20 protein-coding genes are annotated in these 18,159 nt (G+C 64.5%); 10 read left to right on the top strand and 10 right to left on the bottom strand.

Annotated elements, in window-relative coordinates:
• Window positions 1-233 precede the first annotated feature (233 nt).
• Both JN302_RS28795 and JN302_RS28790 read right to left on the bottom strand, forming a co-directional pair.
• Window positions 234-800: a DUF1254 domain-containing protein gene (locus JN302_RS28795; protein WP_202307623.1), complete on the bottom strand. Its 567-nt coding sequence runs from the start codon at window positions 798-800 to the stop codon at window positions 234-236.
• A complete protein-coding gene (locus tag JN302_RS28790) occupies window positions 793-1,377 on the bottom strand; it encodes a DUF1214 domain-containing protein (RefSeq protein WP_202307622.1) in 585 nt (194 codons plus the stop codon). Before JN302_RS28790 ends, JN302_RS28795 begins: the two co-directional genes overlap by 8 nt.
• Window positions 1,378-1,496: 119 nt before the next feature.
• On the opposite strand from JN302_RS28790, the gene JN302_RS28785 reads away from it, so the two are divergent.
• Complete coding sequence (locus JN302_RS28785; RefSeq protein ID WP_202329984.1) at window positions 1,497-1,895, top strand: DoxX family protein; 399 nt, start codon at window positions 1,497-1,499, stop codon at window positions 1,893-1,895.
• Between the two features lie 65 nt (window positions 1,896-1,960).
• On the opposite strand, the gene JN302_RS28780 is transcribed toward JN302_RS28785, so the two are convergent.
• The 3 genes from JN302_RS28780 to JN302_RS28770 form a co-directional block, all read right to left on the bottom strand.
• Window positions 1,961-3,241, bottom strand: coding sequence for a TRAP transporter large permease (locus JN302_RS28780; RefSeq protein WP_202329983.1), 1,281 nt, complete (start codon window positions 3,239-3,241; stop codon window positions 1,961-1,963).
• Between the two features lie 14 nt (window positions 3,242-3,255).
• The gene (locus JN302_RS28775; RefSeq protein WP_202329982.1) at window positions 3,256-3,768 is read right to left on the bottom strand and encodes a TRAP transporter small permease; all 513 of its coding nucleotides are present in this window, start codon (window positions 3,766-3,768) and stop codon (window positions 3,256-3,258) included.
• Between the two features lie 71 nt (window positions 3,769-3,839).
• Window positions 3,840-4,829: a TRAP transporter substrate-binding protein gene (locus tag JN302_RS28770; RefSeq protein ID WP_202329981.1), complete on the bottom strand. Its 990-nt coding sequence runs from the start codon at window positions 4,827-4,829 to the stop codon at window positions 3,840-3,842.
• Between the two features lie 418 nt (window positions 4,830-5,247).
• Between JN302_RS28770 and JN302_RS28765 the strand changes: the two genes are divergently transcribed.
• Entirely contained in the window at window positions 5,248-6,450 is a 1,203-nt protein-coding gene (locus tag JN302_RS28765) for a D-alanyl-D-alanine carboxypeptidase (RefSeq protein ID WP_202329980.1), read from the top strand.
• Window positions 6,451-6,460: 10 nt separating this feature from the next.
• Here the strand turns inward: JN302_RS28765 and JN302_RS28760 are convergent, their stop codons facing one another.
• The 4 genes from JN302_RS28760 to JN302_RS28745 form a co-directional block, all read right to left on the bottom strand.
• Window positions 6,461-7,924, bottom strand: a complete 1,464-nt coding sequence (locus JN302_RS28760; protein WP_202329979.1) for a metal-dependent hydrolase family protein — start codon at window positions 7,922-7,924, stop codon at window positions 6,461-6,463.
• A gap of 284 nt (window positions 7,925-8,208) precedes the next feature.
• Window positions 8,209-8,463 carry a DUF6489 family protein gene (locus JN302_RS28755; RefSeq protein ID WP_202307615.1) on the bottom strand — a complete coding sequence of 85 codons (255 nt, stop codon included), beginning with the start codon at window positions 8,461-8,463 and terminating at the stop codon, window positions 8,209-8,211.
• A 141-nt stretch (window positions 8,464-8,604) separates the two neighbouring features.
• A complete protein-coding gene (locus JN302_RS28750) occupies window positions 8,605-8,835 on the bottom strand; it encodes a DUF4287 domain-containing protein (protein ID WP_202307614.1) in 231 nt (76 codons plus the stop codon).
• Window positions 8,836-8,869: 34 nt separating this feature from the next.
• Window positions 8,870-9,229 (bottom strand): cupin domain-containing protein, encoded by a 360-nt coding sequence (locus JN302_RS28745; RefSeq protein ID WP_202329978.1) that lies wholly within the window; start codon window positions 9,227-9,229, stop codon window positions 8,870-8,872.
• A gap of 133 nt (window positions 9,230-9,362) precedes the next feature.
• Between JN302_RS28745 and JN302_RS28740 the strand changes: the two genes are divergently transcribed.
• Window positions 9,363-9,896 carry a MarR family winged helix-turn-helix transcriptional regulator gene (locus tag JN302_RS28740; protein WP_202329977.1) on the top strand — a complete coding sequence of 178 codons (534 nt, stop codon included), beginning with the start codon at window positions 9,363-9,365 and terminating at the stop codon, window positions 9,894-9,896.
• Window positions 9,897-9,913: 17 nt separating this feature from the next.
• Here the strand turns inward: JN302_RS28740 and JN302_RS28735 are convergent, their stop codons facing one another.
• Entirely contained in the window at window positions 9,914-12,064 is a 2,151-nt protein-coding gene (locus JN302_RS28735) for a transglycosylase domain-containing protein (protein ID WP_202334480.1), read from the bottom strand.
• Between the two features lie 246 nt (window positions 12,065-12,310).
• Here JN302_RS28735 and JN302_RS28730 point away from each other — a divergent pair, with 246 nt between their 5' ends.
• From JN302_RS28730 to JN302_RS28700, 7 genes are all read left to right on the top strand, one after another.
• Window positions 12,311-12,796, top strand: a complete 486-nt coding sequence (locus JN302_RS28730; RefSeq protein ID WP_202329976.1) for a DUF3168 domain-containing protein — start codon at window positions 12,311-12,313, stop codon at window positions 12,794-12,796.
• Between the two features lie 137 nt (window positions 12,797-12,933).
• A complete protein-coding gene (locus tag JN302_RS28725; RefSeq protein WP_202329975.1) occupies window positions 12,934-13,236 on the top strand; it encodes a hypothetical protein in 303 nt (100 codons plus the stop codon).
• A gap of 102 nt (window positions 13,237-13,338) precedes the next feature.
• A complete protein-coding gene (locus JN302_RS28720) occupies window positions 13,339-14,004 on the top strand; it encodes a response regulator transcription factor (protein ID WP_202307608.1) in 666 nt (221 codons plus the stop codon).
• 8 nt (window positions 14,005-14,012) lie between these two features.
• Window positions 14,013-15,389 carry an ATP-binding protein gene (locus tag JN302_RS28715; RefSeq protein WP_202307607.1) on the top strand — a complete coding sequence of 459 codons (1,377 nt, stop codon included), beginning with the start codon at window positions 14,013-14,015 and terminating at the stop codon, window positions 15,387-15,389.
• Window positions 15,390-15,546: 157 nt separating this feature from the next.
• Window positions 15,547-16,035, top strand: coding sequence for a hypothetical protein (locus JN302_RS28710; protein ID WP_244845981.1), 489 nt, complete (start codon window positions 15,547-15,549; stop codon window positions 16,033-16,035).
• A 445-nt stretch (window positions 16,036-16,480) separates the two neighbouring features.
• Window positions 16,481-17,671 (top strand): MFS transporter, encoded by a 1,191-nt coding sequence (locus JN302_RS28705; protein ID WP_202329974.1) that lies wholly within the window; start codon window positions 16,481-16,483, stop codon window positions 17,669-17,671.
• Window positions 17,668-18,138 (top strand): cyclophilin-like fold protein, encoded by a 471-nt coding sequence (locus JN302_RS28700; protein WP_244845979.1) that lies wholly within the window; start codon window positions 17,668-17,670, stop codon window positions 18,136-18,138. Before JN302_RS28705 ends, JN302_RS28700 begins: the two co-directional genes overlap by 4 nt.
• The last annotated feature ends 21 nt before the right edge of the window (window positions 18,139-18,159 follow it).

Raw genomic sequence — 18,159 nt, 5'->3', positions numbered from 1 at the left:
CGGGTTGCAGCCAGCGTATCGAAGGGCGAGAAACCGAAGCCGGCGCGGTATTGAAGCCTCGCATCGTGGACGCCCATACGCGTCATGTTCCTTGTCCGGGTCAGAGTTGGGCTGCGACCATGGCCTGACCCTGCCGCGACGTTTCTATGGGACCTCTTAGCCTATGAGAAATCCTGGTGACAAAAGCCGGCGCGTCGCAGGGCAAGGCTGCTTCGAATGACGCCTGCCCGCCGCTATTCGGTGCCGCAGGTCGCGCCTTTGAGATAGGCCGAGATCGCCGGCTTCCAGCTCGGGTCGGGAACGAAGCTGTTCACGACCACGATGCCTTCCTCGATATCGGCTTCCACGAAGATCGAGGATTGGAACTCCGGCGGCAGATCCTTGCGGAGTTCGACCATCTGCATCGGGGTCAGCACCAGAATGTCGAGATTGCCGTCGACAGTCGCATGGTCGTTGAAACTATAGACGTTCGTTCCGTTGCGGTCATAGACGGAGACCGACCAGAACGGAACGTGGCCCGCGGCGCGTATGCGCGCGATACCGTCGCCAAGATCGAACCGGCAAGCGACTGCTTCGATGAAGGGGTCGGTCAGACGCAGCACACGCCGGTCGCCGGCGCCGCCGGAGGCGCGAACCACAGCGTAAAGATCGCCTGACCGGGCGAGGCGAGACCATGCATCCCTTTCCGAGACCACAGGAAGGAGCAGCAGGATCGCGATATGGACGATGCCCGCGCCGACGAGGCCGAGGACAAGGGCATGGAGAAGCCGGATTCCCCCCGAAAGCAGACGGCTAGTCATTGCAGACCGTCCTCAATACCTTCGGGAGTTCGATGTCGTCCATGCCGGATCTGGCTTCGATGGGGGTGTCGTAAAGCGTCAGCAGGAACGTCATCGTCCCGGTGCCCGTGACCGGCACCCAGTTGCCGGGACCCGGCCGGGGACCGAAGGCGATCGAGAAGCTGTTGTCGGGCCGGCGCATTATCTCCTGGGAATGCGTCGCCGAGGGCCCGGAGGAGCCGGCTTCCAGTGCCGCCAGCGAGGGATCGGCGGCAAACAGGGTCCAGAATCGTGCCGGCGGCACCGAACCTTCGACCTTGTAGCCGCAGTCGCGGCGCAGCAGGTTGCCCGCCGAATCGCGTTCGGCGATGAAGGTCAGTCCCTCGGCCCGCCCGAGCGAAAGCACGCCTTCGCGTGCGATGCGCGCCTTGGAATAGGGATCAGCCTGCGGCGTGCCGATATTGGGAAAGACGGTCCAGCCGCCGATCGTCACCGAACCGATGCCGGTTTGAGAATGCAGCGGGTACCAGACGCTCGCCGTGCCCGCGCCGATGGCGATCAGGAGCACTGTAAGGACGAGGAGAATTCGCTGGAGCATCGGCACGCGGTCGGGGGATCGTTCGACCGGCATAGCAAAGCACGGCGTTCTGGCGCAAGCCACGGGCGACGTCCGCGCGACGCCTTCGGAGGGGCAGTCGGGGATGGGAGGGGTGAGCCATGCCGGCTATCTTCGAGAGGGTCCTGGACTCCCGCGCCTTCGCATTCCTCGCCCGGACGGTACTCACTTTCGTCTTCTGGTCGAGCGGGTTGGCGAAGCTGGTCGACTTCGAGGCCAATGCCGCGGTCATGGAGAGCTTCAACCTCCATCCCGGCTGGGCGGCCAATGCCGTGACGCTCGTCCTGCAACTGCGAGCGTCCACGGCAATCATTCTCAATCGCGGCGTCTGGATGGCCAGCGGAGCGCTCGCCGTGTTCACCCTGCTGACGATCCCAATTGCGCATCCTTTCTGGGCGAGAGAAGGCGAGGAGGCGTTTCGCGACATGACCGTGCCGCTCGAGCATGTTTCGCTTGTCGGCGGCCTGGCTCTGGCTGCCGCCCTGTCGAGAAAGAGCTGAACCGCTACCCTACGTCCGCCGGCCGCGGGAAATCCTTGCGGCCGGCTAGCGGCGGATAATCCCTGCTACCTCACCAGCGCTGGCAGCGTGGTCGAGAAGGCCGGGACGAAGGTGAGCAGCATCAGAACGATCAGGTGCATGATGAGGAAGGGCGTCAGTTCCCTCACCAGTGCCGGCAGGTCGACCTTGGCCGTCATGGAGACGACGGAGAGCAGGCTGCCGACCGGTGGTGATATCATGCCGAGGGTAAGATTGTAGCAGACGATCACCCCGAAATGGACCGGATCGATGCCGAGGCCCGAGGCGATGGGCGCGAGGATCGGAATGAGGATCAGCACGCCCGGCATCGGTTCCAGGAATATGCCGAACATGAGAAGCAGGATGTTGACGATCACGAGGAAGGTGAGCGGGCCGAGGTCCCAGGCGATGATCGTGGCGGCGAGGTCCTGCGGAATGCCCTTGATGGTCAGTACCCAGGCGAAGGCCTGCGATGTCGCCAGCATGACAAGGACGGAAGCCGTCAGCAGCGCCGACGAGGCAACGATGCGCGGCAGGTCCGTGGGACGCAGCGTGCGGTAGAAGAACATGCCGCAGACGAGCGCGTAGAAGACTGCGACGACAGAGGCCTCGGTCGGCGTGAAGGCACCGGAGCGGATGCCGACGATGATGATGACGAGCAGGAACAGCGCGGGCATCGCGTTGAGCGTGTTCCATAGCATGGTGCGCGCGTCCGGTCGCTGCGCGGCGGAGCGATAGTCGCGCTTGCGCGAGACGTACCAGTTCACCGCCGCCATGCCGAGCGCAATCAGGATACCCGGGATGAAACCCGCCAGGAACAGGTCGATCACGGACACGCCTTCATATTGCAGGGCGTAGATGATCATGATGATCGAGGGCGGAATGATCGGGCCGATGATCGCCGTCGAAGCCGTCAGCGCGGCGGCATAGGCGCGCTTGTATCCGGCCTCGTCCATCATGCGCACCATCATCGCGCCGGGGCCGGCGGCATCGGCCAGCGCCGAGCCGGAGATGCCGGAGAACAGCGTTAGCGAGAGGATGTTGGCATAGCCCATGCCGCCGCGCAGATGGCCGAGGAACTGCATGGCGAAGCGAAGCAGGATGGCGGTCAGCGCGCCCCCGGTCATCAGTTCGGCGGCGAGGATGAAGAAGGGTACGGCCAGCAGCGGGAAACTGTCGAGCCCGGTGAACATCTCCTTGAGGATGACGAGTTGCGGGAACTGGCCGCCGACGAGGATGGCGAGCCAGGCCGAAATGCCGAGCGCGAAGGCGACCGGCATGCCGAGCGTCAGCAGGACGAGGACGGCGATGACGAGCGTGGCGATCATGGACCGGCTCCTCCTCAGACGGCCGCCGCCGTGTCTGCGTTCACCTCGTCGCTTTCGGCGAATCGACGGTCGCGCACATAGCCTCGTATCACCAGCAGGAGGTGCACGATGAGCAGCCCGAAGCCGATCGGGAACACGGCGTAGACATAGCTGAACGAAATGCGCAGGGCCGGCGTCGTCTGGAACCGCGCGCGCTGCATATAATCGAAACCTTGCCAGGCCATGACGGCGAAGAAGGCGATCATCAGCAGTGCAAGCCCGACGCGCAGGATCTGCGCCCAGCGTCGCGGCAGCACATGGTGCAGGCTGTCGATGCCGACATGCCCGCCGAAGCGCAGCACCAGCCCCGCGCCGAGGAAGGTCATCCAGATCATCAGGTAGCGGGCAAGTTCCTCGGCCCAGACGATCGAGTAGTTCGTCAGGTAACGCAGCGCGACATTGGCGAAGACAATGACACTCATGGCCGCCAGGATGAGGATCAGCGCCCAGCGGTTGGTCGCCACGAAGATGCGTTCCGCCCTGTCCATTGCTCCCTCCTGCAGGCTAGGTTCCGCCCGGCGCCTCTCCGGTCGGGCGGAGTGTGGCCGCTCGGCCGTCGTCATTTCGTTGCGATGATCCTGTCGATCAGATCCTTGCCGTACTTTTCGTAGTACTGCTGATAGGCCGCCTTGAGCGAGCTCTGGAACTCGGCTTTCTGCTCCGGCGACAGCTCGTTGACCTGCATGCCGCGCTCCTTGAGCGTCGCGACGCCGCTCTTCTCGACATCGTCGACGAAGGCGCGCATGGCCACTACGCCCTTGGCCGCGCCGTCGCGGAAAGCCTCCTGCTCCTCGTCCGACAGATTGTCGAAGAAGGATTTGGAGACGAGCAGCATGGCCGGCGAATAGACGTGGCCGGACAAGGTCAGGTATTTCTGCACCTCGTTCAGCTTGACCGAGACGATGACGGAGAGCGGGTTCTCCTGTCCGTCGATCGTGCCCTGCTGGAGCGCGCCGATCACCTCCGGCCAGGCCATGGGCGTCGGCGCGGCGCCGAGCGTCTCGAAGGCGGTGATGTGGACGGGGTTCTCCATCGTGCGCAGCTTGAGCCCCGCCAGGTCGGCCGGCGTGTCGATCGGGTGCTTGTTGTTGGTGATGTGGCGGAAGCCCTGCTCGCCCCAGGCGAGCGCCACCATGCCGCGGTCGTCGAATAGGGGGAGTACCTCCTGTCCCACGGGGCCGTCCAGCACGTCGCGCGCGTGCTTGAGATCGCGGAAAAGGAACGGAATGTCGGTGGCGCCCACCGCCGGCACGAAATTGCTCAGTGTCCCTGTGGAGACGATGGTCGCCTCGATCGTGCCGAGTTGCAGTCCCTCGACCACCTCACGCTCGCCTCCGAGCGCGGATGACGGGAACTGACGGAAAGTGAACTTGCCGTCGGTCGCCTGCTCGACTGCCTCGGCCCACGCCTTGGCCGCCACCCCGTAGTGCGAATTTTCGGCCAGCGCGTAGCCGATCTTGACTTCGGTCTGGGCGTTGGCCGCACCTGTGGCAGCGATGCATGCTGCCAATGCGGCGGCGGCAAGGAACGATGATTTGATAGACCTCATGAGAACACTCCCCTCGAATCGACGTCGGCAAGGACGCACACTGCCGGCAGCTTTGTAAAGATGTCCGGTTTTTGTCGTGCGTCATAAGACCGGTCGTTTCTGGTTCTTGCCGGGTGTGTGGAGCGGTATCGCGTCAGGCCAGAAGTGCCGCGTGGAAGAGTTGTCAAGGATGGCCGCAAGGCCACCGCGAAGCGGCGCCTGCTCCAGATGCGACGAGAACGTGGCGTTAACTCTTGGCGCCGCCCGTTTTACCGCCCATTCACCAACCGCCCAATTACTACAATTTTAGGTTTCGTGTTGCGCACGCGCGGCAATATAGTTCCGCCGTCAAAAAGGGGAGAGGTACGGAGGGCCGGCGGCCTTGAGAGGTTCTTTGAAGAATTGCTGTAAATATACTTTTATAAGTATTTTTTCGGCGATGGTTCTCCTATTTTCGGCACTTGCTGCTTCGGAAGCCCATGCCGCCAATTCCAGCATCATATTGGACGTGAACAGCGGGACGGTGCTCGCGGCGAAAGGCCCGGACAAGCTTCAGCATCCGGCGTCGCTGACCAAGATGATGACCCTCTATCTGACATTCGAAGCCCTTCGCTCCGGCCGGCTCGGCTGGAACCAGAAAATCAAGGTCTCCCGAAACGCCGCCGGCAAGGTTCCCATGAAGCTCGGCCTGCGGGCCGGAGGAACGATCACCGTGCGCGAAGCCGTCTACGGCATGATCGTGCGATCGGCCAACGACGCTGCGGCTGCGATGGCGGAAGCTCTGGGCGGATCGGAGGCCGGCTTTGCGCGGCTGATGACCAAAAAGGCGCGAGCGCTTGGCATGAAGCGGACGGTCTTCAGGAACGCCTCGGGCCTGCCCGATGCCAGGCAGGTTACGACCGCCCGCGACATGGCCACGCTGGCGGTCGCGCTGCTCCGGGACTATCCCAGCGAATACAAGCTCTTCGCGACGAAGAGCTTCAAGTTCCGGGGAAGGGTCATCCGGGGCCACAACAATCTGATGTATCGCTATGCCGGAATGGACGGCATAAAGACCGGCTACACCAGGGCCTCAGGGTTCAATCTGGTCAGCGCCGTGAAGCAGGGAAATCGTCGTGTCGTGGGCGTGGTGCTTGGCGGACGCACGGCACGAAGCCGCGATGCCGAGATGGCCGCATTGATGGATCGCCACCTGTCGAAGGCGTCGGCAAAAGCCGTAGAGGTCGCTCGGGCCGGACGCGGCGACGCGGCGCATGTGTCGATGCCGGTCAAGGGTGTTCCAATTCCGCGAGCCGCTCCCCGCACAGACGCGGTCGCCGCGCTGGTGGCCGCCGCCGGCGACCTGCGACACGATGTCCAGCCGGCCGTCGTACCGCTGCAAAGGGACGGGTCTGGCTGGCAGGTCCAGATCGCAGCCCTCGACACGGAGGATGCGGCAATGGCGCTGCTTCGTCGGGCCAGTTCGGCGCTGTCCCGCCGCTTCTCCGACATATCCCTCTACACCGAGGCCGTATCCAGCGGATCAAGGACACTCTACCGGGCCCGCTTCGTGGGTTTCGACAGCCCGGCCTCGGCCGCGTCCGCCTGCGAGGCGCTCAAGCGGCGCTCGTTTTCCTGCCTGCCGCTGCCGGCGCAGGGGTGATGGCTCGTGGTCAGGCCGTGAGCGTATTCTTGTAGATGCGGCCATCCTTCATGATGATCCTGAGGTTCTTGTCCGGATCGGCGATCAGCTTGATGTCGGCGATCGGATCGCCGTCGATGAGCAGCAGATCGGCATAGGCTTCGGCCTCGATCACTCCGATCCTGCCGGGATAGGGATTGCGCGGACCGGACATGGCCAAGAGTTCCGCGTTGGTGCCCGTCGCCATGACGAGGACCTCGTCGGGGGCGTACCAGCGGGTCATGGTCGTGAGCAGCGCGCCCTGGTTCTTTGTCCTTGATGGGTCGAACAATATGTCGGTGCCCCAGGCGGTCTTCAGTTTGTATTTCTTCGCAAGCTCATAGGCCGTGTCGGTGCCGGCGAACATGGCGAGCTGTTTGGCCCTGTTGGCCGAACCCTCCGGATAGGGATTGGCGTATTCGTTGTCGATGAAGGCCTGGCTGGAGAACCAGGTGCCCTTGTCGGCCATGATCCTGGCCGTCTCTTCGTCCATCAGCTGGCCATGGTCGATGCACCGAACCCCGCCGCGTATTGCGGTCTGCATGGCACGCGGCGTATAGGCGTGCACGGTGACATAGGTGCCCCAGTTCTCTGCCGCATCGACGGCGGCGCGGAACTCGGCCTCGGTGTACTGGGTGACGTCGATCGGATCGAAGTTCGACGCGACCCCGCCGCCGGCGGCCAACTTCAGCTGGCTCGCGCCCAGCATGAGTTGCTCGCGAGAGCGCTTCAGCACCTCGTCAACCCCATCCGCGATCATGCCTCCGCCCAGCCTTTCGCCGCGGCTGAGCGGAGCGGTAGGCTCCGCCGGCACCTCGTAAGGCAGGCGGAAATCGCCATGGCCGCTGGTCTGCGAGATCATGGCGCCCGACGGCCAGATACGCGGCCCGGCCGTGAGACCGCTGTCGATCGCCCGCTTGAGGCCGAAGGAGGGGCCCGCAAGGTCGCGGATGCTGGTGAAGCCGCGCATGAGTGTCCGATTCGCCTCCTCGGCGCAGGCGATGTTGATGTAGCCGATGTCGGCGGTCATGAGGTCGATCATGCCGATCGGCGCCATCATCGAATGCCAATGTGCGTCGATGAGGCCGGGCATCAGGGTGCGTCCGCCACAGTCGATGACCTCGGCGCCTTCGGTCATCGGGTCGGAGCCGGCTTCGATCGCCTTGATCTTGTTACCCTCCACGGTGACGCGCTGGCCCTCGATCGGCTTCCCGGACTTGCCGTCGAACAGCCTGATATTGGTGAACGCGATCGGGGTTGCAGGTGGAGCTGGGATCGCTGCGACGGACACTCCCGGCCACAAGGCAGCGGCACTGATGGCTGCGGCACCGGTCAGGAACGCCCGCCGGGAGAACCTCTGCTCCACCAGCGCGTTAAGGCGCGCGAATGCCGGGCTGTGGCACAGACAGGTGAAGTCCTGCGGCTCTGCCTCCTCGGCGGGCGAACATTTGAACATCCAGACTTCTCCTCGCTGCGAGGCCTCCGATCCATTCTCGACCGGCTGCGTCGGAATTTCGGCAGGACTTCTTCGGACACTTTCTGCAATCGCAGATTGGCATGAGTCGTGCGGCTGGAAAATGCGCGAGCTATGCAGATCGGGCCGAGTCGCTTTGCGCGTGCATGAAGGGGCCGCTTCGGACACGGACATGGCCAGTCGGCTGTCGGACCGTCAAAAAAAGCATATACACGAGACGCGCCAGGACCCCCCCCCCCGACATCTTCGAAGCCGCTATCCCTGCCTCAGCTCTTCTTGCCCTTGTCCTCGCCGCGTTCCCGCATGAATGCGCCAAACACTGCCGGGATCCAATCCGCGCCGGCCTGAGCGCCCGAAAGCCAGCTGCGGGCGAGGCTTTCGGGCGAGAACTGGTCGAGGCTGGCCATCATCTTCTTCTCGATTTCCCGCACCCATGCCTCCTGGAGCGGCTGAAGATCCGGGAGCCCCAGGAATTGCCTGGCTTCCGCCGGCGTGCAGTCGATGTCGATCGTTACTTTCAACGCGCCCTCCGTGCATCTGCGCCGGCCGCGAGGCCGGTTCGTGGCAATCCTCGGCGTCGGACCGGCTCGAACTCTATCGTAGAGTCGCCAAAGCGCGAAGCGGCGAAAACAGGCGGCTGAAAGTCCAGGATCGCGGGCCCGTCAAGCGTCGCCAGGCTTTCGCTTGCCTGAGAGCAGGGCGTAGATCGCCATCGCGTGGCCGTGGCCGAGATTGAACTCGTCCTTCATCCATCCGACGATCTGCCCGGCCTTCACGCCCGGCTTCAATCGCCCGTTCTCGGCGTAGCCCTTCTGGTCGGCGAGCCGCTGGAAGTCTTCCGGACCCTTGCCGGTCTTGCTCTTGATCGTGTCGAGATAACCCTGGAAAGACATGGTTGCTCCTGTTCGAAGAGGGGGAGCCGGCTGCTCAGGCCGTCGGTTGGTCGTGTTCTTCCACCCATTCCTGGATGATGCGGGCGCTCGCATGGATGCAGACGAGCTGCAGCCGACCCGTGCCGACATTGCGGAACTTGTGCGGGACGCCGGCGCCTCCGACGACGATGTCGCCGGGGCCGGCACGCATCCTGTCGCGGCCGACCATGAACTCGGCTTCGCCGGCGCGCACGATCCAGGTCTCTGTATAGGGGTGGACATGCAGGGCCGGGCCTTGGCCGGGCTCGTTGTCGACCAGGAAGAAGGACACTTCGGAGCCATGTTCATCACCGTCGAAACGAACGGTGCGGCTGGCGCCGGGGGCGGGTTCGGTGTGGCGGACGAGATTGTACATTTCAGCCTCCCGATCGGGTGGAGATATCTTCGCGGGAAGATAATTTCGGAATTCTATCTTCTCGTCAAGATATATATCTTCCTGTCGAGACATATTCCCGCTAAGGACGGAACGAACGACGGAGGACAGCACGATGGGAGACAACACCGGCGAGGCACGCGACCACGTCGAAAGGCTGCGGGGGCAGTGGGCGAGGGAAGTCCCTGACATCGACACGTCGCCGATGACCATATTGGGTCGTGCATACCGCCTGTCGAACCTGGTGCGGCCGAGCATCGTCGCCACCTTCGCCCGGTTCGGGCTGGACCGCGGCGAATTCGACGTGATCAGCACCTTGCGCCGCTCGGGGCCGCCCTACAAGCTGACGCCGACCGAACTCTACCGCTCGCTGATGATCTCGTCGGGCGGCCTCAGCCACCGTCTGGTGCGGCTGGAGAAATCAGGGCTGATCACGCGGGAGAAATCGACCGAGGACGGCCGCAGCTTCCTGGTTGCACTGACGCCGGAAGGACAGAAACGTGCGGAGGAGGCTTTCCGCGCGGATATGGCGAATGAGTTGCGCTTCATCGACGCGCTCAGCCCGGAAAGGCGCGAGGTGCTGTCGGGTCTGCTGCGCGAGCTGCTGACCGCCGTGGAGGCGATGGATGGGGAAAGCGAGGGGTCGTAGCCGCCCGCGGCCGGCCTCTACAGTGCCGAAAGCGTCTTCGGTTCCGCCGGCGTTTCGAGAGCCGGCGCCTTGCGGAACATCTGCGTCATGGCGCGCAGCACGCGGGTGGTGGCGGCGGAGAGCACGCGAGGCCGCTCGATCTCCGGCGTCGTGTCGGTGGGCTTCTTGCCCGCCCCGGCAGGCTTCTCGGCGGCGGGCATCTCGATGAACGGGTGCTCGATGCCCGGGATCGGCTTCAGCTCGATGTTCTGGTGCGCATAGGCCATCAGCCGCTGCCAGGTCATCGCCGGAAGTGAGCCGCCTGTCATGTTCCTGGTCGAGGTGAAGTCGTCATTTCCCAGCCAGACGGCGCATGTGTAGTTGCCGGTGAAGCCGATATACCAGGCGTCGCGATAGGCCTGCGTCGTGCCGGTCTTTCCGGCCGAGCGGATGCCTGGCAGGGCGGCGCGGCGTGCCGTGCCGATCTCGGGCACCTGGACCAGCATCGAGTTCATCTGAGCCGCCGCCTTCTCCGACAGGACGCGGTGCGGCTCCGGAGCGTCGCGGTCGAAATCGTAGACGACATCGCCGCCATGGGTGATGAGCTGGGTGATGCCGTGGCGAAGGCCCGTCATGCCGTTGTCGGCGAAGACGCTGTAGCCGGTCGCCTGGTCCATCACGGTCATTCCCGACGTTCCAAGCACCATGGTCTTGTGCGTGCTGATCTCGGATTCCACGCCCATGGCCTGGATCAGCGCCTTGATCGGCTTGGTGGTGAGGTGGTCCTTGGCGAGCCGCACCGGGACGGTATTGATGGATTTGACCAGCGCGGTCGTGAGCGTCATGCGGCCGGAATAGCCGCGCGTATAGTTCTTGGGCGACCAGCCGCCCCAGGAGATCGGACCGTCGGAGATGACCGAGCCCGGCGTGAAGCCGTTCTCCATCGCCGTCGCATAGACATAGGGCTTGAAGGAGGAGCCGGTCTGGCGCAGGGCCTTCGTCGCCCGGTTGAACTGGCTGGCGCCGTAGTCGCGGCCGCCGACAATGGCCCTGACCGCGCCATTGGTCTCTATGACGACGATTGCCCCTTCGCTCACGCCGTACTCCTTGCCGTATTGGCGCAGGTGATATTCGAGCGATTCCTCCGCCGCGGCCTGGATGTTCATATCGATGGTCGTGCGGGCGACCATCGAATGGACGCCCGATTTCTGCGCCACGCGCTTGGCTTCCTCGAACGCCCAGTCGAGGAAGTAATCGGGACTCTTCTTGTTGCCGCGGTCGATGACGTCAGCCGGATGGAGCCGCGCCGAGAGCACCTGGCCCTCGGTCGTGAAACCGCCCTGGACCATGTTGGTCAGCACCTCGTTGGCGCGGGCGCGCGCTGCCGGCAGGTTGATGTGCGGCGCGTATTTTGCCGGGGCCTTGAACAGGCCCGCCAGCATGGCCGCCTCGGCGAGCGTAAGGTCCTTGATCTTCTTGCCGAAATAGAAGTCGGCGGCAGCCGCTATGCCGAAAGTGCCGCCGCCCATATAGGCGCGGTCGAGATAGAGCTGGAGGATTTCCTTCTTCGACAGGTTCATCTCCAGCCACAGCGACAGGAAGGCTTCCTTGACCTTGCGCTCGACCGTGCGCTCGTTCGAAAGGAACAGGTTCTTGGCAAGCTGCTGGGTGATGGTGGAGCCGCCCTGGACGACCGAGTTCGCCCGCACATTCTCCTGCATGGCGCGGGTCAGGCCGAGGAAGTCGATGCCGAAATGGGTGAAGAACCGGCGGTCCTCGGTGGCCAGGACGGCTTTGACGACATGATCGGGGAACTCGTCGACCGGCACGGAATCACGCTGGATGATGCCGCGCTGTCCAATCTCGTTGCCGTAGCGGTCGAGGAAGGTCACGGCGAAATCGCCTTGGGAACGCCAGTCTTTCGACGTTTCCTCGAAGGCGGGCATGGCGAGCGCCAGCATGACCACCGAGCCGGCAGCGCCCAGGGTTGCCGCTTCGCTGGCCAGCTCGACCAGGCAGCGTCGCCAGCCGGTCACCCGGAATCGGCGGGAGAAGATCGTCAGCCTTTCCCACCATTCGCCCAGCTTGAAGCCGGCCTCGTAGAGGCTCGAATCGATCCAGGCATCGACCGCGAGGAAACGGGTCGCCCGGGGGCTTCGCGATTTGCGCGGCTTGAAAGGATCGTCCATCATCCACCCGCCCTCGTTTCGCGACGCTGCCGACCCCTGCCAGGGCAGGCCGTGAGACGAGGTTTCCTGCCTTTTCCCTCAATTCGGCGGCGGCGGCAAGCCACTCGTGCGAGCGCCTTTGCCGAACCGGCAGAAATGATGCGGCCTCAATGTGAAGAAGGGGTTGATTCCCTGATCGCTACCGGCGGATAGTCGGATGTCCGGAACCGCGACGGAGCGGCTCCACAAGCCTGAGGTCGAGATCGAATGGCCCCTCCGGCCGCGGAACTTCAGAGGGCAGTGTTCCAGGCGCTCCGCCAGGACGCCCGGTTCGTCGCGCTGATCGGCGAAGCGCATGTCTACGAGAGGGCGCCGGCAAACGCGCCTTTGCCGCATGCGACCTTCGGCCGGACGGGCCTCTACGACTACGGCACGGGAGGCGAGAGCGACACCGAGCAGCTCTTTACGCTGCATGTCTGGTCGAAGGCGCGCGACGATGCCGAAACAAGAGCGATCATGGATGCTGCTCGCGCCGCTCTCGACGGCCGCTCGCTGGACGGCGACGTCGCGTTTGGCCTGCGGCTGGAATTCGACCAGATACGCTACGACGAGAACCTGGCGGTGCATCACGGCATGCTGCGTTTTCGCGCCGTCGTGGCGGCGCCGGGGCAGGGCGGGCGGCGAGGTCGCGCGAGGTCGCCCTCCCCGCGCAAGGCTGCCCGTCCAGGTCGAACGCTCGGGCCGCGGAGTTGATCGACAGCGGGCCGCGGGTCGGGTTCGCGGCTCCCAAGGCCCGCTTCGGGCCTTGAATGACGATCCTGGCAGAGGGGGAGGGGCCGATGGTTTGCCGTTCATTTCACGTTCAGAACGTATGGGTTAGAAGACGTGCCATGATCACCTTGCACATCTTTCCCCGCCTCGCGATCCCGGCGCTTTGCGCCGCCGGCCTGTTCGCCACGCAGGCCGCGGCCGTGCCGGCCCTGTTGCCCTCGGCGCCCGAGGGGCTCCTCCATGGCGTGGCCGCCGACTGCTATGCGATCGGTCAGCAGGTGGCGGCCGAGAACGGCGGCACGCTGGCCAAGGCTTCGCCGGCGACGCAGGGCGGACAGGCGGTCTGCCGCATCGTGGTGCTTCTGCCCGCCAAGGCGGGAGAGCGGCCGCGTCGGGCGGAATTCGTGGTGCCGCAGAACTGATGCACACCCTGGCCACCGAAGGAGCGATTTTCCCGCGCCCAAAATCGGCCTATATCGTGGCATGTCGATCCCGGCAGCCCCTCTCAACAAACATGTGATTCGATGCGGATACTCGTCGTCGAGGATGACAAGGACCTGAACCGGCAACTGGCAGACGCGCTCGTCGACGCCGGTTATGTCGTCGATCGCGCCTTCGACGGCGAGGAGGGACATTTCCTCGGCGATACCGAGCCCTATGACGCGGTTGTGCTCGATATCGGCCTGCCGCAGATGGACGGGATCAGCGTCGTCGAGCGCTGGCGGCGCGACGGCCGCAAGATGCCTGTGCTGATGCTGACCGCGCGCGACCGCTGGAGCGACAAGGTCGCCGGTATCGATGCCGGCGCCGACGACTACGTGACCAAGCCTTTCCATATCGAGGAGGTGCTGGCACGGGTGCGGGCGCTGATCCGCCGGGCCGCCGGTCATGCTTCCTCGGAGCTCGTCTGCGGTCCGCTTCGGCTCGATACCAAGGCGTCGAAGGCCGATGTCGACGGCGTGCCGCTCAAGCTCACATCCCACGAATTCCGGCTGCTCGCCTATCTCATGCATCATGTCGGCGAGGTCGTGTCGCGCACCGAACTGGTGGAACATCTGTACGATCAGGATTTCGACCGCGATTCCAACACGATCGAAGTCTTCGTGGGACGGTTGCGCAAGAAGATGGGCGTGGACATGATCGAGACGGTGCGCGGCATGGGCTACCGCATGCGCGAGCCGGCCGCGTAGCCGGCAACATGCCGAAGCTGACGCTCGTCCCGCGCTCGCTGACGGTCCGGGTCATCGCCCTGTCGACGATCTGGGCCGTGGTTGCCCTGATCGTGATCGCGACCGTCATCACCACGCTCTACCGGCAGGCCAGCGAACGGGGGTTCGAAAGCCTGCTCTCGGCTCACCTCTTCAACCTGATCAGTTCGGTCAGCGTGTCCGAAAGCGGCGCTCTGATCGGCAGCCCCGACCTCGGGAACCTCAGGTTTTCCCGTCCGGGATCGGGATGGTACTGGGCGGTGGAGCCCGTGTCGCAAGGGCTGAACGGCGAGCTCCGGTCGCCCTCCATGTTCAAGCCCATCCCTTCGCCATCGGCTTTCGAGGTTCCCTTCAATGCCGAATTCCGACGCAGCTACACCGCTGGAGGACTGTCCGGCGAGGAGCTCGAAGTCATCGAGGCCGAGTTCGTGCTGGACGCCCGCAACCGCATCGCCCGCTTCCGGGTCATGGGCAATCTCAGCGAGTTGGAGGCCGAGATCGGCAGTTTCGAGCGCAGCCTCTACACCTATCTGTCGATCTTCGGCGTCGGCATGATCGCCATCAACGCCGTCGCCATCCTGTTCGGCCTGCAGCCGCTGCAGCGGGTTCGCAACGCTTTGGCGATGGTGCGCGAAGGAACGGCGCAGCGCCTCGACGGCAGCTTCCCGGCCGAGATCGAACCGCTTGCCAATGAGACCAACGCGCTGATCGAGAACAATCGGCGCATCGTGGAACGCTCCCGCACCCAGGTCGGCAATCTTGCCCATTCGCTGAAGACGCCGCTCGCCGTGCTGCTGAACGAAGGGCGTCTGATCGGCGGCGACAAGGGCCGGCTGATCACCGAGCAGGCGGCGTCCATGCAGACGCAGCTCGAACACTATCTGCAGCGGGCAAGGATCGCCGCCCAGCGCGACAGCGTCGTCTATCGCACCCCGGTCGCCGCCTTGCTGCAGCGCATGGTGCGCGTGATGGAAAAACTCAATCCCGACACTCGGCTGGGCTTGTCATTGCCGGCCGAGGAGATCCTGTTCGCCGGCGAGCGTGAGGATCTCGAGGAGATATCGGGCAACCTGCTGGAGAACGCCATGAAATGGGCGAAGTCCGCCGTGCAGGTCTCGGTCGCGGCGTCCGGCGACAATGGCGGCAATTTCGTCCTTTCGATCGAAGACGACGGGCCGGGCATTCCCGAGCACAAGGCGCGTGAGGCGCTGAAACGGGGCAAGCGGCTGGACGAGACGAAACCGGGCACCGGCCTGGGGCTCGCGATCGTCTCCGACCTCGTCAAGGAATATGGCGGCCGGCTCGCGCTGGAGCGCTCGGCGCTCGGCGGTCTGCGCGCCTCCGTCGAGCTCAAGCGCGCGCAGTAGGCGCGCCCCGGCGCAAAGGGCCGTCGAAACCCTTCGTTTACTATCTTTCACAGCTATGCCCTATGGGAAGGGACGAGCATGCCGCGATGGCCGATCCGGCAGTAGCGGCACAACCCAAATTCGGTCAAAGATCGCATCTACGCGGAAGGCTTCTTGCATGACGAATTTCTTCCAGGCGCCGGCACGCGGCAAGCCGATGAGAACAAAGAGATTTCAGGCGACCGTGGTCGCCGGACTGCTGGCAGTTTCCGGCTGCAGCACGATGGGGCTCGGCCGCAACGACGCTACGCCGCAGGCGGCCGGCAGCGGCCAGACCAAGGCCGGCGGCGCCGTCGCCTCGGCGATCATCGACGAGATGGCGGGCGGCCTGGTCGGCGGTTCGATCGGTGCGGGTCTTGACAGCGGCGAAAAGCGCAGTGCGCTGGAGGCGGAATACCGGGCGCTTGAGCATACGCCGAGCGGAGAGGTCGTGACCTGGCGCGGCGACGGCAACCGCTACGGCGAGGTGGTCGCGGCCCAGCCCTACCGGGTCGGCTCTCAGGACTGCCGCCAGTACAAGCACACAGTCTATGGCGGTCCCCAGCCGAAATCGGCGCGTGGCACCGCCTGCCGAAACCCCGACGGCAGCTGGACGCCGCTCACCTGATAGTAGGGTCCCGATCGCCGGCGCGGCCCATTCGGGGCCGCTCGACTTTCGCGCCAACGGGCGTGGGCTACGCGGTTGCGCGCCACCACGGTCGAGAAGATCGACCGTTGGCAGATACCGAACGGTTCGACTGAAACAGATGAAGCCTGATTGAGAATTCCCCCACGGCGGTGCGACTGCGAGCCTGGGCATGCGCACCGGTATTTCCCTCACACTGAGGTGTGCCGAAAACGCACGGCGATTCAGCCTTTAGCCAGATGTCGGCAACTCACGAAAATCCCGTCCCGGGTCTAGGTGGTCTCCGGTCGCTATTCATGGCTCGGATCGATAAGTCCAAGTGGATTGGTCCGTCTAATGCGATTGGCGCAGAAGCGCTAATTTCCCGGGCAAAGCGGTGAACCGGCGGCGTGAACGAGCCGCCTGCCGTCTTGCAAGGATGCCCGACATGGAAACCACCTACGACACCCGGCTTCTGGGTGACCGCGCCGCGTGGGGTGCGGTGCTTTCGATGGCGCTTTGCGTTGCCGTGCTCATCGCCTCCGAATTCATGCCCGTCAGCCTGCTGACGCCCGTTGCCCTCGATCTCGGCATTACCGAGGGCCGGACCGGTCAGGTGGTCTCGATCTCGGGCATATTCGCGGTCGTTACCAGCCTGTTCGTCGCCGGCCTGACGAAGCACATCGACCGCAAGCTCGTGCTGGTCTCCTTTTCGCTGTTGCTGGTTGTGTCGGGGCTCGTCGTAACGTTTGCACCGAACTACGCGGTGATGATGATCGGCCGGGCATTGCTGGGCGTCGCCATCGGCGGCTTCTGGTCGATGTCCACCGCAATCGTCATGCGTCTTGTGCCGGAGGATGCCGTGCCCAAGGGGCTGGCGATGATCAACGCGGGCAACGCCATCGCCGCGACCGTTTCCGCGCCACTCGGAAGCCTACTGGGTGACCATGTCGGCTGGCGCGGCGCGTTCTTCCTCGTGGTGCCGCTGGCCCTGATCGCCCTGGTCTGGCAATGGCTCAGCCTGCCTTCGCTGCCGCCGCGGGGGCGAAGGAGATCGGGCAACGTCTTTCGATTGCTGGCACGCCCCCGGGTGGCGCTCGGCATGGCGTCGATCCTGCTGCTCTTCATGGGCCAGTTCGCTTTGTTCACCTATCTGCGGCCGTTCCTCGAAACTATCACCGGCGTCGGCGTTTCGGCGCTCTCCGCAATCCTGCTCCTGATGGGGCTCGCCGGCGTCGCGGGTACCTGGGTCATCGGTCAACTGCTGAAGACAAGGCTCTACAGCGTCCTCATCGTCATCCCGCTCGTCATGGCGTTGCTGGCCACCGCGCTGATCGGGTTCGGCTCGATGCCGGTTCCCGTCACGATCCTGCTGATCGGCTGGGGTTTCTTGGGCACCGCCGCCCCGGTCGGCTGGGGCACATGGCTGAGCCGCGCCCTGCGTGACGACGCCGAAGCCGGCGGCGGGCTTCAGGTCGCCGTCATCCAGTTCGCCATCACGCTGGGCGCAGCGACGGGTGGCCTGCTCTTCGACATTCTGGGCTGGTGGAGCCCATTTGCCCTCGGCGCCATCCTCTTGCTGGGGTCGGCTCTCGCCGCCGCCGCAGCAGCCATCGACCACCGGAAAGAAGCAAGATGACGTGTCGCCTCATCACCCGCCAGGCCGTATGTCAGGCCATCGTGCTCGCCGTCGCCGCCGCTCCGTTCGGCCTAGCCGGGACGAAGAGGGGATATGCACAAGGATACGCACCAATGAAGATCCGCATCTCGTTCAACGACCAGAGCATGACGGCGACGCTCGAGGATAATCCGTCCGCGCGTGACTTCGCCTCGATGCTGCCCCTCGAAGAGCTGACGATCGACAACTACGCGAACAACGAGAAGATCAGCTACCTGCCGCGCAAGCTCACCGAAGAGGGCAGCGGCCCGTTCGGCAACGAGCATCCCGGCGATGTCTGCTACTACGCCCCCTGGGGCAACCTTGCGTTCTTCTACGCCGGATATCACTGGTCCCAGGGACTGATCCGGCTCGGCCGCATCGACGGCAGCTTCGATCCCCTGCTGGTGCGCGGCGAGTTCCCCCTCGGCATCGAACCGGTTTCCTGACCGCAGATCCACGAAAGGAGA

Origin of the sequence: Mesorhizobium sp. L-8-3 (genome assembly GCF_016756615.1) — a bacterium.
Lineage (GTDB): Bacteria > Pseudomonadota > Alphaproteobacteria > Rhizobiales > Rhizobiaceae.
Note: the sequence above shows the minus strand (reverse complement) of the source record. Positions and strands in the feature narration are given on the sequence as shown.